Genomic DNA, 17,948 nt, shown 5'->3' on the forward strand with positions numbered 1-17,948 from the left:
GCCTCTGAGAGCGTTCTTGCCCCAACCTGTGAATTTCCTGAGAAAGGGTGGGGCAGGGTCAGCCGGCGAGGCCGAAGAGCCGGGCGCCGTTGTCGTGGCAGACCGCCCGCAGCCAGTCGTCGCCCAGGCCCAGCCGTTCGAGGGCGACGAGCTGGTGCTCGTACGGGTAGGGGATGTTCGGGAAGTCGGTGCCCAGCAGGATCCGGTCGCCGAGGTCCGCGAGCCGTCCGAGGTCGGCGGGCGGGAATCCGCTCAGCCGTTCGGAGAAGTCGGTGAAGGCCATGGTCGTGTCGAGACGCACCGCGGTGTGGCGGTCGGCGAGGTCGAGGAAGTCCGTGTACTCGGGCATGCCCATGTGGGCGATGATCAGCGGCAGCCGCGGATGGCGGGCCAGCAGCCGGGCGATCGGGGCGGGACCGGTGTACTTGCCGGGGGCCGGCCCGGAGCCGCAGTGGATCACGGTGGGGATGCCGGCCTCGGCCAGCAGCCCCCAGACGGGGTCGAGCAGGTCGTCGTTCGGGTCGTAGCCGCCGACCTGGAGGTGCGCCTTGAAGATCCGGGCCCCGGAGGCGACGGCCTGGCGGACGTACGCGGCCACGCCCTCCTCCGGGTAGAAGGTCGCGGTGTGCAGGCAGTCGGGGGTGCGGGCCGCGAAATCGGCGGCCCAGGCGTTGAGCCAGGCGGCCATCTCCGGCTTGTGCGGGTAGAGCATGGAGGTGAAGGCCCGGACCCCGAACTCCCGCAGGAGCGCGACGCGCTGCTCCTCCTCGTGGCGGTAGGTGATGGGCCACTCGACGCCGGTCAGCGGCCCGACCGCGTCGAAGTAGTCCCACACCTTCTCCAGGACCCGCTCGGGCATGAAGTGCGTGTGGACGTCGACCAGTCCGGGCAGCCCGAGCCGCTCCCGGAAGGCGCGCACCGCGTCAGTCGTTGCGGACAAAGCCGTGACTCCGCTCGACGGTGGCGACGTGCAGGGTGTAGCTCTCGTACCAGTCCGCGCGGCCCTTCTTCATGGCCGCCTGGTGCTCCATGTTCTCCCGCCACACCGTGAGGGCTTCGTGGTCCCGGAAGTAGGCGACGGTGATGCCCAGGCCGCCGGGATTGCGCGCGGACTCGTAGCCGAGGTAACCGGGGATCGCCTGGACGATCTCCTCCATACGGTCGTTGCGCTCGTCGAACCCGGTCTCGTCCGAAGTGCGGATGCTGGTGAAAACGGCCATGACGTAGGGCGGTTCGAAGGCCGCCACCGGCTGAGTGGTCATGCCCTCCACCCTCGGTGGAGGGCCCCCGGCGTGTCCACCCGGATCGGCCCCGGACCGCCAAAGGGATCCAAGACTTGACCTGGTACGCGGGGCACTCATGCCCCGTGGACCGTCATGATCCCGCGCGGCCGCCGGCGTCCGCAACGTCAGAACAACCCGTCCTGTTCGGCGGGAGGGGCGGCCGCGGACGGGATCTGCGCCACCGGCACCGAGGTAACCGCCCCCTCACCCGGGGCGGCCAGCTCCCAGCCGGCCAGCAGCCGGGTGTCGACCACGAGCCCGTCCTCGAAGTGCAGGTCGGGCCCGGCGGCGCCGGCCAGCCGCCCTACGACGGCCCCGTCGGCCACCATCTCCGCGACCACCCGGTCCGGAGCCGGAAGCCCCGCCCAGCCGTCCATCCCGAACACCGCCGCGTGGTCGGCGACTTCGCACCCCAGCCGCTCCAGGGACTCCGGCCACCCGGCCAGCGCCGCCGCCCGGCCGTGCAGCTCGGAGACCTCCCGCGCCCGCTCCGGCGCATCCGGCAGGTGCGCCCGTACGGCGCGCTTGCGGGCGTACGCGATCCGGTCCGGCACCCCGAGCGCCGCCCGCAACAGCTCCTCGGTGCGCCGGGTCGCCATCAGCGGCCCCCGCCCCAGCCAGGTCCACGCCATCGCCCCCTGCTCCAGCAGCCGGGCGGAGCCGCGCTCCTCGGCGGTGATCCCGACCTTGACCATGCCGGGCCCGAACCAGGCCAGATAGACCCGGTAGGTCCGCGGATCGGCGGCGTTGGTGTCGGCCGCCACGGAGAACGACCGGTCGAGGCGGGCGCATTCGGGGCATTGCGCACTCCCTCCGCGACCGGGCACGGTGGCGGAAGTGGGGCAGGGCGTCCGCTTACCGGCCCTCCACACGCCGAGGCAGTGCCGCTCCCCGCGGGCGACGAAGGCCAGCCGCTGCCCGTATGCCGGCGCGCTGACCCGCTCGCCGCGCCCCTGGCCGTACCACCCGATGACGGGAGCGCAGCCCTTCCACCGGATCCCGGTGCACCACCAGGTCACAGCGGCAGCGGCCGCTCGAAGAAGCTGTCCAGGACGACGGTGGCGTGCGTACCGCTGACGCCGTCGATGGCGTAGAGGCGGCGCAGGACGTCCTGCAGCTGCTCGGTCGAGGCCGTGCGCACCTTCACCAGCACCGACGCGCTGCCCGCGATGATGTGCGCCTCCTGGATCTCGGGGATGGCGGCGAAGTCGTCCGCCGACTCGCCCATCCACGCGTTGGAGTCGACCATCACGTAGGCGAGGACACCACTGCCGACCGCTGCCGGGTCGACGTCGATGGTGGTCCGCCGGATCACCCCGCGCTCGCGCAGCTTGCGTACGCGCTCGTGGGTGGCCCCGGCCGAAAGCCCGACGGCCGTACCGAGAGCCGCGTAGGACTGCCCTGCGTCCTGCTGCAGGCGCAGGACGAGCGCCCGGTCGATGTCGTCCACGCAATCTTCCTCTCATGGGCCTGAGAACTCTTGCGAAGACGGTACCGGATCCTGCAATCTCACCATCGAACCGAACAGAATTCGGCAAATCTCTCTCAGGGGGAACCATGTCTGCCATAGTCGACCTCACCTTGTACGAGATCCTGGACGAGCGCTTCAAGACCGGCCGCTGCACCAACGGCGACGCCCGGCTGGAGCGGCTCTACGACGACTGCCGCTGGGCGGAAGGCCCGCTGTACCTGCCGGCCTGGCGGCAACTGGTGTGGAGCGACATCCCCAACGACCGGATGCTGCGCTGGGACGAGGCGACCGGGGCGGTCGGCGTCTTCCGCTCGCCCGCCGGCCACTCCAACGGCAACACCCTTGACCGCGAGGGCCGCCTGATCTCCTGTGAACAGGGCAACCGCCGCGTGACCCGCACCGAACCCGACGGCAGCATCACCGTGATCGCCGACCGCTTCGACGGCAAGCGGCTCAACAGCCCGAACGACGCGGTGGTCCGCTCGGACGGCTCCGTCTGGTTCTCCGACCCGGACTTCGGCATCACCACCGACTACGAGGGCCACCGCGCGCCCAGCGAGATCGGAGCCTGCAACCTCTACCGGGCCGACCCCTCGACCGGAGAGGTGCGCATGGCCGCCGACGGCTTCCTCGGCCCCAACGGCCTCGTCTTCTCCCCCGACGAGAGCGAGCTGTACACGGCAGACACCAGGGCGGGCCACATCCGCGCCTTCAAGGTCGCCGACGACGGCACCCTCACCGGCGACCGGGTCTTCACGACCTGCCCCGGCGTCGACAACATCCGCTTCGACGACGAGGGCCGGCTGTGGGCGGCCGCGATGGAGAACGGCGTCCAGTGCTACGCCGCGGACGGCACCCTGATCGGCCGCCTGCGCGTCCCCGAGCCCGTCTCGAACATCGCCTTCGGCGGCCCCAAGAACAACCGCCTCTTCATCACCGCCACCACCTCCCTCTACTCCCTGGTGATGTCGGTGACCGGCCTGCCCCGTGTCCTCTGAGACCGGCCGGACGCCGGGCTACCGGGCGACGAACTGCGTCAGGATCGCCTGCACCTCGTAGATGTCGACGCCCTTGGTGAAGGTCTTCTCGATCGGCGTCGAGCTGCCGGATATCCAGATCTTCAGCTCGGCGTCGAGATCGAAGTGGCCCGCGGTCTCCACGGAGAAGTGCGTGATGCTCCGGTACGGGACGGAGTGGTACTCCACCTTCTTGCCCGTGATCCCCTGCTTGTCGACGAGCACCAGCCGCCGGTCGGTGAACAGGATCGTGTCCCGGATCAGCAGGTAGGCCGCGTGCACCTGCTCCCCCTGCCCCAGCAGCCGCGCGTAGTCCCGCTGCGCCGACACGGGGTCGACGGTGTGCGCATTCCCGAACAGTCCCATGAGTGCCCCCGTTTTCCGGCTTCGGACGATCTTCAAGAACCGTACCGACGCCACCGGGTGGCCGGCGTCCCCCGCCAGAGCCATTCCGTCCCTGACACCTTCCGGGGGACCCCCTCCCCAACAAGGAGGAGACCCCGCCCGGCACATCCGGGGGGACATACGACAGAGGCCCCGGACTTTCGTCCGGGGCCTCTGCCCTGCTGTGCACTCGGCAGGATTCGAACCTGCAACCTTCTGATCCGTAGTCAGATGCTCTATCCGTTAAGCTACGAGTGCTTGGGCTTCCCGGGGTTTTTCGCCCCGTTGGCCTTGCGAGAACAACAATACATGGACCTCGCCGGGACGCGAAATCCATTAGCCAAACCCATCCTGACCTGCGGAAACGCCCTGGATGAAGATCGTCCGCGTGAGGTCGCGCAAGGGCCGGGCCTGAACGCCCCGCCGGCCACGCGAGCCCGGGCCGGCGCGCAAGCCCTGGAACGCATCGAAGCCCCGGTCCTGATGGACCGGGGCTTCGATGAACTGCGGAGGCGGAGGGATTTGAACCCTCGATGGGTGGTAAGACCCAAACCGCATTAGCAGTGCGGCGCCATAGACCGGACTAGGCGACGCCTCCAGCACACCCCCGCGTACGAGGGTGCGTGCAGATGATGACACAGGCGCAGGGCCCCTCACCAATCCGCTCCCACGGTACTAGGCGGGACGGGCCGAGGGCAAAGCCTTAAAGGCCCCGCCGCACGCAACATCGGCGCGCCCGCGTCGTTGGGCAGGCGAATGACGTACGGACGACCTGGAGTGCCCCATGCTGCGTCTCGCCGCCTTCGCCGTCACCTCGGCCCTGGCCACCGCGGCCGCCGGGCCGCTGCCCCCACTGCCCCTGGGACAGCTGCTGGCCCCGCCCGACCGGCTGACCATGACCATGGCCGACACCGGCAACCGACAGCTGGACCGGGAGTACAGGCTCGAATGCGGACCCGTCGGCGGTGACCACCCGGAGGCGGAGGGCGCCTGCGCGCGGCTGGAGCAGTTCGCCAAGGAGGGGCGCGACCCCTTCGCCCCCGTCCCTCCGGACCAGATCTGCACCAAGCAGTACGGGGGACCCGCGACCGCGCGCGTCACCGGAACATGGAACGGACGCAAGGTGAACGCCACCTTCCGCCGGACGGACGGATGCGAAATCAAGCGCTGGGACGAGTTGGAACCTCTGCTTCCGAGTGGGCGTTCCTGACCTGGGAGGATGCCCGGAAGGGGAGTCGCCGGCCCCACATCGGCCACCCCGCCGCGAGCCTGTGGCCTTAGACTCCTCCCGTGACTTGCCGGTAGTCGTTGGTCAGGGAGGAAGCTCGTCGTGAGCAGCAGGCCATCCCGAGGCGCTGCTCGCCTCGCAGCAATACTCGACGCCCTTCCGGACGCGCTGTTGCTCGTCAACGCCAACGGCACGGTCGTCAACGCCAATTCGATCGCGCTCGAGGTCATGGAGAGCCCCGGCACCGGGCTCGTCGGCCGGGGCGTGCTCGACCTCCTGCCCGAGTTCGACTCCAAGCTGATCCCCGGCTCCATGCGCCGGCCCGGCGAGGACGAAGGCGGCCGGACCAAGCCCAAGCGGATGGTCGCCCGCCGCACCGACGGCTCGGAGTTCCCCGTCGAGGTCACCAGCGCCCACCTCGACGGCCGCGACGCCTACCGCGAGCCGCAACCCGCCTACACCGGTGACGAGCTGCTGATGCTCGTGGTCCGGGACCTCTCGCAGACCGTCGACACCGAGGCCGAGCTGGCCCGCTCCCAGCGGCAGACCGAGATGATCCTGCGCGCCGCCGCCGAGGGCGTCGTGGGCACCGACACCGACGGACGGGTGGTGCTCGTCAACCCGGCGGCCGCCCAGATCCTCGGCTACCGCGCCACCGACCTCGGCAACCGCGAACTCCACGGCCTGGTGCAGCACTCCCGCGCCGACGGCTCGCCCTTCCCCTTCGAGGAGTCCCCGCTCGCCGACACCCTGCGCAGCGGGCGCAAGCACCGCGTACGCGGGCAGGTGCTCTGGAACAAGGCCGGGCAGCCGGTCGCCGTCGATCTGACCACCTCTCCCGTACGGGACGGGGAGCAGCTCGTGGGCGCCGTCATGACCTTCACCGACCGCCGGCCCTACGACGCCCTGGCCGCGCGCCACGCGCAGCTGCTCGCCGTCCTCGGGGACTCGCTGCGCGGGCCGCTGGACGAGCTGCGCGCGGAGCTGGCGACCCTGGCCGCCGACGACGCCGGACAGCTGTGGCCCGAGGCCAACCAGCTGCTGCACCACCTGGCCGCCGGCTACTCGCGGATGACCACCCTGGTGGACAACGTGCTCGGCTTCCAGCGCCTGGACGCCGGCCGCGAGAAGCTCGCCAAGAAGAAAGTCCTGATCAACGGAGTGGTCACGGCCGGCGTCGACGGCGCGGTCGAACTGATCGGGCCCGGGCGCGCGCAGTTCGCCGTCCACGCACCGACCATCGAGGCCGAGGTGGACGCCGAGCGGATCTCGACCGCACTCGCACACCTGGTCGCGGACGTCGCCGGTGTGGACGCCACCGGCAAGACCCGTCAGGGCAGCGGGTACAGCGACTCGACGATCGTGGTGGCCGCCGCACAGCGCGGCGATGTCGTACGGATCGAGGTGCGCGGCCCCTACGAGGGCGGCAACCCGGTCCACGAGCCGATCGTGCGGGGCATCGTGGCCGCTCACGGCGGCGTGCTGCAGACGGTGGAGGTCCCGGGCGCGCCCGGCGGGGCCTACGTGCTGGAACTGCCGCTCGGCTCGGGTGCCGGCACGGTGACCCTGCCCGAGCCGGCGGAGCCCCCGGCGGGCACCGGTCCGGACGGCGCCGGGACGGCCCCGGGCGCCGCTCCCGGCAAGGTCTCCGGCGGCCGGCGGGGCCGGCGCGGAGTGGACGCCTTCCTGGAGGACGAGACCGCGGGACCCGAGGCCGCGCAGGCCGGCCAGGGCGGGGGCGCGCTGGCGCTGCCGTCGGGCCGTCGGCGCGCCGGCGAGGCCGGCCCGACGGCGGGGCCCGAACTCGCGCAGTCCCCGGTGAACCCGGCGGGGCTCGGAACCGGACGCAGGCGCGGCCGGGCCGGTGACGACAGCGGCGAGGGCGGCGGCGAGGGCCAGGGCGGCCCCGGTCGGCCCGCGCAGCCGCAGGGCAGCGCGATGCCCGCGCTCCCGCCCGTGCCCGCGGTGCCCCCGGTGCCGGTGACCGAACACCCGGCCGGCCGACGGCGGGCGCTGGGTCCGGCCGGTCCGGCGCAGCCCGGCGGTCCCGTACCGGCGACGGGGCTCGGTCCGACGCCCGCTCCGGCCCGGCCCATCGCACCGGAGGGCGGCTTCGCGCTGCCGGCCGGTCCGGCTCCCGTTCCCCCCGTCCCCTCCGCTCCGTCAGCTCCTGCGGGCCCCGGTGCCGCCGCCTCCGAGGGCGAGAGCGGACCCGACGCCGAGGCACCGGCCGGGCGGCGTGCCCGCCGCGCGCTGGGCGCCCCCGGAGCCGAGCCCGCCGAGGCGTCGGCCGCACCGTCCGACGCTCCCGCCGAGAACCCGACCGGGCGGCGGCGTGCGCTGGCCGGCGCCCCCGCGTGGCCGGTTCCGGCAGCCCGTACGGCCTCCGAGGACGACGGGGCCACCGGCCAGGTCGCGGTCCCCGGAGCGCGCCAGTCGCAGGACGCGCCCGCGCAGGGGCAGGCCGCGCAGCCGATCAGTGTGCGCGCTCTGGGCACCCTCGGCCAGGGCATCGCCGTCGACCCCACCGCCGCGGCCCCCGCTGCGGCTTCCGGGTCCGGCCGGCGCCGCCGGCTCGCCGAGCCCAGCCCGCAGGGCCGAGCCTTCGCCATAGGCGCCCCGGAGGCGGGCGCCGACGAGGGTCCCGAGCCGCTGGACGGCCCGGGCGGTGCGGTCGAGGTGGTCAACCGGCCCGTGCCGCAGCCCGTGGACGACGAACTCCCGCCGGAGCCCCTGGACAACCCGCGCCGGCTCCTGGTGTGGCCGGCGCCCGATGTGCAGACGCAGCAGGCGCTCAGCGACCGGGGCTACCGCCCGGTGGTCGTCCACTCCCGTGAGGAGGTGGACGCGCAGATCGCCGCGTTCCCCGCCGCGCTGTTCGTCGACCCGCTGACCGGGCCGATCACCCGGACCGCCCTGCAGTCGCTGCGGCAGGCCGCGGTGGCCGCCGAGGTGCCCGTACTGGTCACGGCCGGGCTGGGGCACGCCACGCGCGAGGCGGCGTACGGAGCCGATCCGGCCGTGCTGCTCAAGGCGCTGGCCCCGCGCGACAGCGAGCAGCATCCCTCCCGGGTGCTGCTGATCGAGGAGCACGACGAGATCGCGACCGCGCTGACCGCGGCTCTGGAGCGGCGCGGCATGCAGGTCGCCCGGGCCGGCGCGGACACCGACGCGGTGGAGCTGGCGACGCGGATGCGGCCGAACCTGGTGGTCATGGACCTGATGCAGGTGCGCCGTCGGCGGGCCGGGATCGTGGACTGGCTGCGGGCGAACGGGCAGCTGAACCGGACCCCGCTGGTCGTCTACACGGCGACCGGCATCGATCCGGCCGAACTGCCGCGCCTGGCCTCGGGCGAGAGCGTGCTCTTCCTCGCGGAGCGGGCGACCACGACGGACGTCCAGGGCCGCATCGTGGACCTGCTGGCCAAGATCGGCACCAACTAGCGATCCTGGCCCGATGGCCATCATCAACACGACCGAGCACACCGTCCCCGCCGACAACGGGGAGGTGAACCTGCTCATCGCGCGACAGGTGGAGCCGGGGCACGAGGAGACGTTCGAGGCCTGGGCCCACGGGATCCTGGAGACGGCCGCAGGATTCCCGGACCACCTGGGCTACGGGCTCTTCCGGCCGGCGACGGAGGGCGGTCCGTGGTTCCTGGTCCACCGCTTCCGCAACCAGGCCGCCTTCCAGCGCTGGCAGGACTCCCCGGAGCGGGCGCAGTGGTTCTCCAACTGCCTGGGCCACCACCACACGGAGATAGCCCGGCGGGAACTCCACGGCATGGAGACCTGGTTCGCCAAGCCGGGTACGACCCGGCCCGCGCCGCCGCGATGGAAGATGGCGATCAGCTCTGGGCTGGCCATCTTCCCGATCTCGCTCGCCGGCAACGCGGTGCTCGGGCCGTACCTGGTGGATCTGCACTTCGTACTGCGCACGGCCGCCTTCGCCGTCGTGTTCAGCACGCTGATGACCTATGTGGCCATGCCCGCCGTCAGCAGGCTGCTGCGGCCATGGCTCACGCGGGGTTAGGCCCCCTCGGGGCCCGGGGGCGTCAGGCGAGCTTGGTGACGTCCAGTGCGCCGTCCGCGTACTGCTGGCGGATGACCTTCTTGTCGAACTTGCCGACGCTGGTCTTCGGCACGGCCGCGATGATCGTCCAGCGCTCCGGCAGCTGCCACTTGGCGATCGAGTGCGAGAGGAACTCGCGCAGCCCCGTGTAGTCCACGGTCGCGCCCTCCTTGAGGACGACCGTCGCCAGCGGCCGCTCGCCCCACTTCTCGTCGGGTACGGCGACCACCGCGGCCTCGGCGACCTCGGGGTGCGCCATCAGCGCGTTCTCCAGCTCGACACTGGAGATCCACTCGCCGCCGGACTTGATGACGTCCTTGGCGCGGTCGGTGAGGGTGAGGTAGCCGTCGGGGCTGATGACGCCGACGTCCCCGGTCTTGAGCCAGCCGTCGGCGCTGAACTTGTCCTCGGGCGTGAAGGGTTCGCCGGACGCACCGCCGTAGTAGGCGCTCGCGATCCAGTTGCCGCGCACCTCGAGTTCGCCGGCCGACGACCCGTCCCAGGGCAGCAGGTCGCCGCCGGGGCCGACGAGGCGGGCTTCGACGCCCGCGGGGAAGCGGCCCTGCGTGATCCGGTAGGGCCACTCCTCCTCGGCGCTCAGACCGGCCGGCGGGTGCGCCATCGTGCCCAGCGGGGAGGTCTCCGTCATGCCCCAGGCGTGGCAGACGCGGACCCCGAGCTTGTCGTAGGCCTCCATCAGGGAGGGCGGACAGGCCGCGCCGCCGATGGTGACCTGCTTCATCGAGGTCAGGTCACGCGGGTTGGCGGTGACCTCGGCCAGCAGCCCCTGCCAGATGGTGGGGACGGCCGCGGCGTGCGAGGGCCTCTCCCGCTCGATCATCTCGGCGAGCGGGGCGGGCTGGAGGAAGCGGTCCGGCATCAGCATGTTGATGCCGGTCATGAAGGTGGCGTGCGGCAGGCCCCAGGCGTTCACGTGGAACTGCGGAACGACCACGAGGGTGGTGTCCTTGTCGGTCAGCCCCATCGACTCGGCCATGTTGACCTGCATGGAGTGCAGGTAGAGCGAGCGGTGGGAGTAGACGACGCCCTTCGGCTCCCCGGTCGTGCCGGAGGTGTAGCACATCGCGGCCGCCTGGCGCTCGTCCAGCTCGGGCCAGTCGTAGCTGTCGGAGCGGCCTTCGAGGAGCTCTTCGTACTCGTGCACGCGCACGTTGGCGCCGTCGAGCACGGAGCGGTCGCCGATGCCGGTCACGACGACGTGCTCGATGGTCGGCAGGTGCGGCAGCAGCGGGGCGAGCAGCGGCAGCAGGGTGCCGTTGACCAGGACGACCCGGTCGGCGGCGTGGTTGACGATGAAGACCAGCTGCTCCGGGGGAAGCCGCAGGTTCAGGGTGTGCAGGACGGCGCCCATGGAGGGGATCGCGAAGTACGCCTCGACGTGCTCGGCGTTGTTCCACATGAGGGTTGCGACCCGGTCGTCCTGCTGCACTCCGAGCTCGTCGCGCAGGGCGCCGGCGAGGCGGGTGGCCCGGGCACCGATCTCGGCGAAACTCCGGCGGTGCGGCTCGGCCTCTCCGGTCCAGGTCGTGACCTGGGACTTCCCGTGGATCGTCATCCCGTGACGAAGTATGCGGGTGACGAGGAGCGGTACGTCCTGCATGGTGCTGAGCAAAGCGTCCTCCCGGTGAGCGCTGCGGCGCTGCGGCGGCTACGGATGCTGCCGATTCTGCTCACATACCGGTCGGTCTGTCACTACCCGAGGGTAGAACCCGCCTCGTGTTTCACGTGAAACAGCCCCTTGTTTCACGTGAAACAACGCCCGTCTCAGCGGACCGGGGTGAGCTCCGGGTCCTCACGGAGCTTGCCCAGCGCGCGGGAGACGGCGCTCTTGACCGTGCCGACCGAGACTCCCAGCAGCTCGGCGGTCTGCACCTCGCTCAGGTCCTCGTAGTAGCGCAGGACGACCATGGCACGCTGCCGGTCGGGCAGCCGGGTCACCGCACGCCACATCGCGTCGCGCAGCGCCTGGGCCTCGGCGGGGTCGGAGGCGGGGGCCGGCTCGGTCTCCGGGAGTTCGTCGCAGACGAACTCGTCGACCTTGCGCTTGCGCCACTGGGAGGTACGGGTGTTGACCAGGGTCCGCCGGACGTAGCCGTCCAGTGCGCGGTGGTCCTCGATGCGGTCCCAGGCCACGTACGTCTTCGCGAGGGCGGTCTGGAGCAGGTCCTCCGCATCGCACGGGTTGGCGGTGAGGGAACGCGCGGTGCGCAACAGGACCGTGCCGCGGTTCCGGACGTACGCCGAGAACGACGGGTACGGCGTCGGGTTCGAGGCGAGCGGGCACACAGGCGGGGTCATGTCTCCACGCTAGGAGCGCCCGCCAGCCCTGGAATCGCCCGTAGGTGCCGATGGGGGATCCATCTCAGGTTGTAGGAGTAGGGCCATCCCCACCCCCTGAAGGTGGAGGGGGCGGGGCCCGGCACGGACCGGGGTCTCAGCCGTCGGCGCCGAGGATCAGCCCGGACGTCGGCACCCCGGTGCCGGCCGTGACGAGTGCGTGCGAGGCTCCCGCCACCTGGTTGACGGAGGTGCCGCGCACCTGGCGGACGGCCTCGGCGATGCCGTTCATGCCGTGCAGGTAGGCCTCCCCGAGCTGGCCGCCATGGGTGTTGAGCGCGAGCGCGTCCGCGGCCACGAAGTCGGCGGCCACGCCCGGCTCGCAGAAGCCGAACTCCTCCAGCTGCATCAGGACGAAGGGGGTGAAGTGGTCGTAGAGGATGCCGACGTCGATGTCGGAGGGTCGCAGCCCGCTGGTGCGCCACAGCTGGCGCGCGACCACGTCCATCTCCGGCAGGCCGGTCAGGTCGTCGCGGTAGAAGGAGGTCATGCCCTCCTGACGGCGTCCGGCTCCCTGCGCCGCCGCGGTGATCACGGCGGGCGCGCGGCGCAGGGAGCGGGCCCGCTCGGTCGTGGTGACGACGAGGGCCTGGCCGCCGTCGGTCTCCTGGCAGCAGTCCAGCAGCCGCAGCGGTTCGACGATCCAGCGTGAGGCGGCGTGGTCGGCGAGGGTGATCGGCCTGCCGTGGAAATAGGCGGCCGGATTGTTCGCGGCGTGCCGTCGGCCGGTGACGGCGACGTGCCCGAAGGCTTCGGGATTGAGGTTGTAGGTGTGCAGGTAGCGCTGGGCGGCCATGGCCACCCAGGAGGCAGGGGTCAGCAGCCCCCAGGGCAGCGACCAGCCCAGTGCCGCGCCCTCCGCCGAGGCCTCGCGCTGCTGGACGCCGGAGCCGAAGCGGCGTCCGGAGCGCTCGTTGAACGCGCGGTAGCAGACCACGACCTCCGCGACCCCGGTGGCGACGGCGAGGGCGGCCTGCTGGACGGTGGCGCAGGCCGCGCCTCCGCCGTAGTGGATGCGGGAGAAGAAGGACAGCTCCCCGATGCCCGCCGCCTGCGCGACGGTGATCTCGGGGCTGGTGTCCATGGTGAAGGTGACCATGCCGTCGACGTCTGCGGGGGTGAGCCCGGCGTCGTCGAGGGCCGCGTGCACGGCTTCGACGGCGAGCTTGAGCTCGCTGCGGCCGGAGTCCTTGGAGAACTCGGTCGCGCCGATGCCGGCGATCGCGGCCCGGCCGCCGAGCTGGTCCCGGGTGCGGACGCTCATCGCGCCACCTCCGCGGTGACCGTTCCCGACACGTGGTGGCCTATGCCATTGGTTCCGACGACCCGGATCTCGACGGTGTTGCCGAGCACAGCGGTGACGGTGCCGGTGAGGGTCATGGTGTCCCCCGGATAGTTGGGGGCGCCGAGGCGGATGGCCACCTTGCGCAGGACGGCCCGCGACCCGAGCCGGTCGGTGATGTAGCGGCCGACCAGTCCGTTGGTGGTCAGGATGTTCATGAAGATGTCGGGGGAGCCCTTCTCCCGCGCGAGCGCCGTGTCGTGGTGCACGTCCTGGTAGTCGCGGGAGGCGATCGCGCCCGCGACGATCAGGGTGCGGGTGACCGCGATCTCCAGCGGCGGCAGCGTGTCGCCGACGTTCATGCCTGTTCTCCCTCGGCTATCGACGCCCCCAGCTCGGCCAGCAGCTCGCTGCCGCAGCCCAGGTAGGCGTCCAGCTGTCGTCCCCACAGGAAGTGCCGGTGGACCGGGTGGTCGAGGTCGGCGCCCATGCCGCCGTGCAGGTGCTGGCCCGCGTGCACGACCCGCTTGCCGGCCTCAGAGGCCCACCAGGCCGCCGTCAGCGCGTGCTCGCGCGCCGCGAGCCCCTGGTCGATGCGCCAGGCCGCTTCGTACGTGGTGACCCGGATCGCCTCGGTGTCCATGTGGGCGTCGGCCGCGCGCAGCATGACGCCCTGGTTGGTGGAGAGCGGCCGGCCGAACTGCTCGCGGGTGGAGGTGTACTCCACCGCACGGGCGAGCGAGCCCGCGCAGACGCCCGCCTGGAGCCCGGCGAAGGCGGTGCGGGCGGCGGCGAGGGTGTGCTCGTAGGCGCCGTCGGACCCGATGCGTTCGGCCCCGGCCCCGCTGAGGACCAGGCGGCCCGCCGACCAGGGGGCGGTGGTCTCGACCGGGGACGTCCGTACGCCGGGCGCGTCGGTCCGTACGAGCCACAGGGCCCGCTCGGCGTCCGGAACCAGTACGTGCGTGGCGTCGCGCAGCCAGGGGACGGCGGGGGCGGTGCCGGTGAGCCGGCCGTCCTCGGCGGTGATCCGGCCGCGGGCCGGGAAGGCGCCGGTGGCCACCGCGTCCCCGTTGCCGAGGGCGGGCAGCAGGCGGGCGCGTTGGTCCGCGCTGCCGTGGGCGGCCACGGGGAGGATCCCGTACGCGCAGGTGGCGGCGTAGGGGACCTGCGCGGTGGTGCGGCCCTGTTCCTCCAGGAGCAGGACCAGTCCGAGCAGGCCGATCTCCTCGACGGCTGCGGTCAAGCCGGCGGCGGTGAGGGCCTTCCAGAGTTCGGCGTCGCTGCCGGTGCCGGCGGCGGCGAGGCGCTCATGGGTGGCGAGGTCGGAGAAGATCCGGGCGGCGAGGCCGGCCGCGGCGGCCTGTTCCTCGGTGGGGTGGAAGTCCATCAGCCCTCGCTCCCGCGGAAGACGGGGAGTTCGAGGTCGTCGTCGACGCGCAGGAACTCCAGCTGGACGGGCAGGCCGATGCGCACCTTGTCGTACGGGACGCCGGTGATGCTGCTGATCATGCGGACCCCTTCGGCGAGCTCGACGAGCGCGACCGCGTAGGGCGGATCGAAGGCCGGGAACGGCGGGTGGTGCAGGACGACGTAGCTGAACACGGTGCCGGCGCCGGAGGCCTCGACCGTGTCCCAGTCGGGGCTCGCGCAGGCGTTGCAGCCGGGGAGCCAGGGGAAGCGGAGGGTGGCGCAGGAGGTGCAGCGCTGGATCAGCAGTCTGTGGTCGCGGACCCCGTCCCAGAAGCCCTGGTTGTCGCGGTTGACCACGGGGCGCGGGCGTCGCGCCGCGGTCTTCGGGCGGGGCCCGGGCTCCTGCGCCGGTCTTGCGGCGGGCGCGTACTTGAGGATCCGGAAGCGGTGGGTGCCGGCGGGCTGCCCGCCCGCCCGGACGTCCATCCGGGTGGTCACGAAGTGGCCGGTGCCCAGCTTGGTCGTCTTGCGCGGCGACACGGACTCGATGACGGCGTCGAAGGTGATCGTGTCGCCGGGGCGCAGCGGACGCAGGTACTCCTGCTCGCAGTCGGTGGCGACGACGGAGGTGAAGCCGGCGCCGTCGAGGAGCGCGAGGAGCTCGTCGTAGGCGGAGGAGCGGTCGGAGTGACCGGAGAGCCCGCCCATGGTCCAGGCCTGGAGCATGGTGGGGGGAGCGATGGCGTCCGGCCCGGAGTAGGCGGGGTTGGTGTCGCCCATCGCCTCGCACCAGTGGCGGATCATCGGCTCGTTGACCGCGTCCTTGCCCCGGCCGGCGGTGGCGGCCGGCTGTCCCTCGAAGGCCGCCAGCAGCGCGTGGAACCGGGCCGCCTCCTCGGCCGTGCCGGTTGCGTCCGCCGTCATCGCTTCCTCCCCTTCATGCCGAGCCGCATCATGGCGACGATCTCCCGCTGGACCTCGCTCACCCCGCCGCCGAAGGTGTTGATCTGCGCGGCCCGGTTCATCCGTTCGAGCTCGCCGCCCGCGAAGGCCGCGAGGCCGCGTACGAGCGCCTCCTCGCCCACCACCTCCTGGCACATCCGGTACACCTCGACGGCGGACTCGGTGCCGAGGAACTTCACGCCGCTGGCCTCGCCGGGGGCCAGGCTGCCGCTGCCCACGTCCTGGACGAGGCGCCAGTTGAGGAGGCGTACGGCGGCCAGCCGGGCGTGGGCCTCGGCGAGGCGGGAGCGTACCCAGGGCAGGTCGGCGGGCCGCTCTCCGGTGGCCGGGTCGGGGGTGCGGGCGTGCCGGAGCGCGTGCCCGTAGAAGTCCTCCGCCTGCATGCCGATGGCTGCGAGGGCCACGCGCTCGTGGTTCAGCTGGTTGGTGATCAGTCCCCAGCCGCCGTGCTCGGGGCCCACGAGGTTTCCGGCCGGCACGCGGACGGAGTCGTAGTAGGTCGCCGTGGTCGTGAGTCCGCCGACGGTGTCGATCGGGGTCCACGAGAAGCCGGGGTCGTCGGTGGGGACGAGGATGATCGAGATGCCTTTGTGCTTCGGGGCCTGGGAGTCGGTCCGGCAGGCGAGCCAGATCCAGTCCGCGTTCTGGGCGTTGGAAGTGAAGATCTTCTGCCCGTCGACCAGCCAGTCGGCTCCGTCGCGGACCGCCCGGGTGCGCAGTGAGGCGAGGTCGGTGCCGGCCTCGGGCTCGGAGTAGCCGATGGCGAAGACGATCTCGCCCGCGAGGATCCGGGGGAGGAAATAGTCCTTCTGCTCCCGGGTCCCGTACTTCATCAGGGTCGGGCCGACCGTGTTCAGCGTGACCATGGACACCGGGGCGCCGGCCCGGTAGGCCTCGTCGAAGAAGACGAACTGCTCGTCCGCGCCGCGCCCCTGCCCGCCGTACTCGACGGGCCAGCCGAGGCCGAGCAGTCCGTCGGCGCCGATGCGGCGCAGGAGCGCGCGCTGGCGTGCCGGATCCTCGGGGACCCCATCGGGCAGCAGTTCCTTGAAGTACGCGCGCAGTTCGGCACGGAGCCGCAACTGGCCATCGGTCGGGGCGAGGTGCACGGCGCAGGCCTCCCGGCATCGCATCATCGAGGTAACTGACTGTCCGTCAGATTTGCCCGTGGTGTCAAGGTCGAGAGGGGGAGGGGAGCCGGGCACGCGCGAGGGCGCCCGCACGACCGGACCCCAGCCGGTCCGGTCGCACGGGCGCCCTCAAGATTCGGAGCGGCTGATGCCGCTGTCACCACCAGGGGTGGATGTTGACCGCCACGTTCGAGTTGGACTGCTGGAGCGCCGTGAAGGCCGAGCCGTTGACCTGCGCGGTGTTGTTCCGGTTGGAGGCGCCGGAGCCGGTGGCCACCTGCTGCGAAGTCGACGAGTTGCCGTTGTTGTCGCCACCCACGCCGCTGCCGATGATGCTGGCGACGCTCGCATTCGATCCGTCGTTCGCGAAGGATCCGTTGTCGGCCGCCGCCACCCCGCCGAAGAGCGCTACGGCGAGGGGAAGAGCGGCGACGGCGGCGATGACGCGGGTGGTACGGATGCTTGCCATGTCTTGATTCCTCCAGAGAATCGAAGTGGGAGTTGCCCCAAGGCAGTTGGCCGACCGCCGCCGCGCCCGGACATGCCGAAAAGGGCCGCGCCGTCCGGGAACCCCGCCGTCTCCCGGGCCTGCGGCCCTGCAATGCCAAGCTTCACGCCCCCTGCGCGCTCCCCGGCGCACGCCGGGGTGATCCATCCGTGCCCCGCTGCCGGGACACCGCGTGGCGCGATCCGCGGTCACGACCGACCGGGCTCCAGCGCCTGCCTACGCTCCTGCTGCTGCATGCCGTACGTGCCGTCTGTGGTCCTGCTCCTGCGTGCCGCACTGGCTTCTGCGGTCCTGCTCCTGCGTGCCGTACGTGCGTCCGTGGTTCTGCTCCTGCTGACGTACCCGGCGCTTCTGTCTGCGTTCCCACTTCGTCCGGACTCGCCCGTACGGTGCTACGCGGCGAGCGCCAGCGACTCGCGGGCGGCGGGCTGCGCAGCCGGGGTCAGGACGCGGGTGGCGGGCCCCTGGGCGGGGACCAGGACGCGGGCGGCGGTTCCCGGGGCGGCGCCCATGGCTGCGGCGGTGGTCGAGCGACGGACACCGGGGGTCTTGCCGTGGGCCTCGGCCCGGATGCGCTGCTTCAGGGTCGGCGGGAGCGAACCGCCCCGCATCATCTCCCGCCAGCTCCGCGGGGCCGTGACGGCCGGCCGGCGCACGGGGGCGGCGACGGTAGCCGCGGCGGCGCCACCGGCGGTGGGGGCGGCGGCCGGAGCCACCTTACCGCCGAAGCCGAGGGCGGAGAGGACGGCCACGAGGGCGGCGAGGACGGAGGTCCAGATCGACGTGAGGATGGTGCGGTCAGTCATGACGGAGTGCCTCGATTCGCGATGTTCCGACGGG

The 17,948-nt window shown here is 72.2% G+C and carries 18 protein-coding genes and 2 tRNA genes; 4 read left to right on the plus strand and 16 right to left on the minus strand.

The window, feature by feature from the left end; all coding sequences use genetic code 11:
- Positions 1 to 58: 58 nt before the first annotated feature.
- The 4 genes from IG86_RS0100385 to IG86_RS0100400 all read right to left on the minus strand — a co-directional run bounded on the left by IG86_RS0100385 (position 59) and on the right by IG86_RS0100400 (position 2,733).
- Positions 59 to 940: an amidohydrolase family protein gene (locus tag IG86_RS0100385; RefSeq protein ID WP_030816889.1), complete on the minus strand. Its 882-nt coding sequence runs from the start codon at positions 938 to 940 to the stop codon at positions 59 to 61.
- Positions 924 to 1,262: an antibiotic biosynthesis monooxygenase family protein gene (locus IG86_RS0100390; protein ID WP_030816891.1), complete on the minus strand. Its 339-nt coding sequence runs from the start codon at positions 1,260 to 1,262 to the stop codon at positions 924 to 926. The genes IG86_RS0100385 and IG86_RS0100390 overlap by 17 nt, the downstream gene beginning before the upstream one ends.
- 146 nt (positions 1,263 to 1,408) lie before the next feature.
- Positions 1,409 to 2,302: a DUF2797 domain-containing protein gene (locus IG86_RS0100395; RefSeq protein ID WP_030893866.1), complete on the minus strand. Its 894-nt coding sequence runs from the start codon at positions 2,300 to 2,302 to the stop codon at positions 1,409 to 1,411.
- Entirely contained in the window at positions 2,299 to 2,733 is a 435-nt protein-coding gene (locus IG86_RS0100400; RefSeq protein ID WP_030816896.1) for an Lrp/AsnC family transcriptional regulator, read from the minus strand. The genes IG86_RS0100395 and IG86_RS0100400 overlap by 4 nt, the downstream gene beginning before the upstream one ends.
- A 107-nt stretch (positions 2,734 to 2,840) precedes the next feature.
- Between IG86_RS0100400 and IG86_RS0100405 the strand changes: the two genes are divergently transcribed.
- Complete coding sequence (locus IG86_RS0100405) at positions 2,841 to 3,752, plus strand: SMP-30/gluconolactonase/LRE family protein (protein ID WP_030893869.1); 912 nt, start codon at positions 2,841 to 2,843, stop codon at positions 3,750 to 3,752.
- An 18-nt stretch (positions 3,753 to 3,770) separates the two neighbouring features.
- On the opposite strand, the gene IG86_RS0100410 is transcribed toward IG86_RS0100405, so the two are convergent.
- The 3 genes from IG86_RS0100410 to IG86_RS0100420 all read right to left on the minus strand — a co-directional run bounded on the left by IG86_RS0100410 (position 3,771) and on the right by IG86_RS0100420 (position 4,752).
- A complete protein-coding gene (locus IG86_RS0100410) occupies positions 3,771 to 4,136 on the minus strand; it encodes a PH domain-containing protein (RefSeq protein ID WP_030816900.1) in 366 nt (121 codons plus the stop codon).
- A 203-nt stretch (positions 4,137 to 4,339) separates the two neighbouring features.
- Positions 4,340 to 4,412: transfer RNA gene (locus IG86_RS0100415), tRNA-Arg, on the minus strand.
- Positions 4,413 to 4,661: 249 nt separating this feature from the next.
- Positions 4,662 to 4,752, minus strand: a tRNA-Ser gene (locus IG86_RS0100420).
- Between the two features lie 186 nt (positions 4,753 to 4,938).
- Here IG86_RS0100420 and IG86_RS0100425 point away from each other — a divergent pair.
- From IG86_RS0100425 to IG86_RS0100435, 3 genes are all read left to right on the plus strand, one after another.
- A complete protein-coding gene (locus tag IG86_RS0100425) occupies positions 4,939 to 5,364 on the plus strand; it encodes an SSI family serine proteinase inhibitor (protein WP_030816902.1) in 426 nt (141 codons plus the stop codon).
- Positions 5,365 to 5,484: 120 nt separating this feature from the next.
- Complete coding sequence (locus IG86_RS0100430) at positions 5,485 to 8,826, plus strand: response regulator (protein WP_030893872.1); 3,342 nt, start codon at positions 5,485 to 5,487, stop codon at positions 8,824 to 8,826.
- Positions 8,827 to 8,839: 13 nt separating this feature from the next.
- Entirely contained in the window at positions 8,840 to 9,415 is a 576-nt protein-coding gene (locus tag IG86_RS0100435; RefSeq protein ID WP_030647192.1) for an antibiotic biosynthesis monooxygenase, read from the plus strand.
- Positions 9,416 to 9,437: 22 nt separating this feature from the next.
- Here the strand turns inward: IG86_RS0100435 and IG86_RS0100440 are convergent, their stop codons facing one another.
- The 9 genes from IG86_RS0100440 to IG86_RS0100480 form a co-directional block, all read right to left on the minus strand.
- Entirely contained in the window at positions 9,438 to 11,087 is a 1,650-nt protein-coding gene (locus IG86_RS0100440) for a long-chain fatty acid--CoA ligase (RefSeq protein ID WP_030893875.1), read from the minus strand.
- Between the two features lie 152 nt (positions 11,088 to 11,239).
- Entirely contained in the window at positions 11,240 to 11,773 is a 534-nt protein-coding gene (locus IG86_RS0100445) for a SigE family RNA polymerase sigma factor (RefSeq protein WP_030816909.1), read from the minus strand.
- 136 nt (positions 11,774 to 11,909) lie between these two features.
- Positions 11,910 to 13,076: a lipid-transfer protein gene (locus IG86_RS0100450; protein WP_030893878.1), complete on the minus strand. Its 1,167-nt coding sequence runs from the start codon at positions 13,074 to 13,076 to the stop codon at positions 11,910 to 11,912.
- Positions 13,073 to 13,456 carry a MaoC family dehydratase gene (locus tag IG86_RS0100455; RefSeq protein ID WP_030893881.1) on the minus strand — a complete coding sequence of 128 codons (384 nt, stop codon included), beginning with the start codon at positions 13,454 to 13,456 and terminating at the stop codon, positions 13,073 to 13,075. Before IG86_RS0100455 ends, IG86_RS0100450 begins: the two co-directional genes overlap by 4 nt.
- Complete coding sequence (locus IG86_RS0100460; protein WP_030893884.1) at positions 13,453 to 14,484, minus strand: acyl-CoA dehydrogenase family protein; 1,032 nt, start codon at positions 14,482 to 14,484, stop codon at positions 13,453 to 13,455. The genes IG86_RS0100455 and IG86_RS0100460 overlap by 4 nt, the downstream gene beginning before the upstream one ends.
- Entirely contained in the window at positions 14,484 to 15,431 is a 948-nt protein-coding gene (locus tag IG86_RS0100465; protein ID WP_030893887.1) for a bifunctional MaoC family dehydratase N-terminal/OB-fold nucleic acid binding domain-containing protein, read from the minus strand. Before IG86_RS0100465 ends, IG86_RS0100460 begins: the two co-directional genes overlap by 1 nt.
- Positions 15,428 to 16,579, minus strand: a complete 1,152-nt coding sequence (locus IG86_RS0100470) for an acyl-CoA dehydrogenase family protein (RefSeq protein WP_030893890.1) — start codon at positions 16,577 to 16,579, stop codon at positions 15,428 to 15,430. Before IG86_RS0100470 ends, IG86_RS0100465 begins: the two co-directional genes overlap by 4 nt.
- 178 nt (positions 16,580 to 16,757) lie before the next feature.
- Positions 16,758 to 17,069, minus strand: a complete 312-nt coding sequence (locus tag IG86_RS0100475) for a hypothetical protein (RefSeq protein ID WP_030893894.1) — start codon at positions 17,067 to 17,069, stop codon at positions 16,758 to 16,760.
- 431 nt (positions 17,070 to 17,500) lie between these two features.
- Positions 17,501 to 17,914 (minus strand): DUF6344 domain-containing protein, encoded by a 414-nt coding sequence (locus IG86_RS0100480; protein ID WP_030816920.1) that lies wholly within the window; start codon positions 17,912 to 17,914, stop codon positions 17,501 to 17,503.
- Positions 17,915 to 17,948: the final 34 nt, after the last annotated feature.

The sequence above is a fragment of the Streptomyces virginiae genome (assembly GCF_000720455.1).
GTDB classification, from domain to species: domain Bacteria; phylum Actinomycetota; class Actinomycetes; order Streptomycetales; family Streptomycetaceae; genus Streptomyces; species Streptomyces virginiae.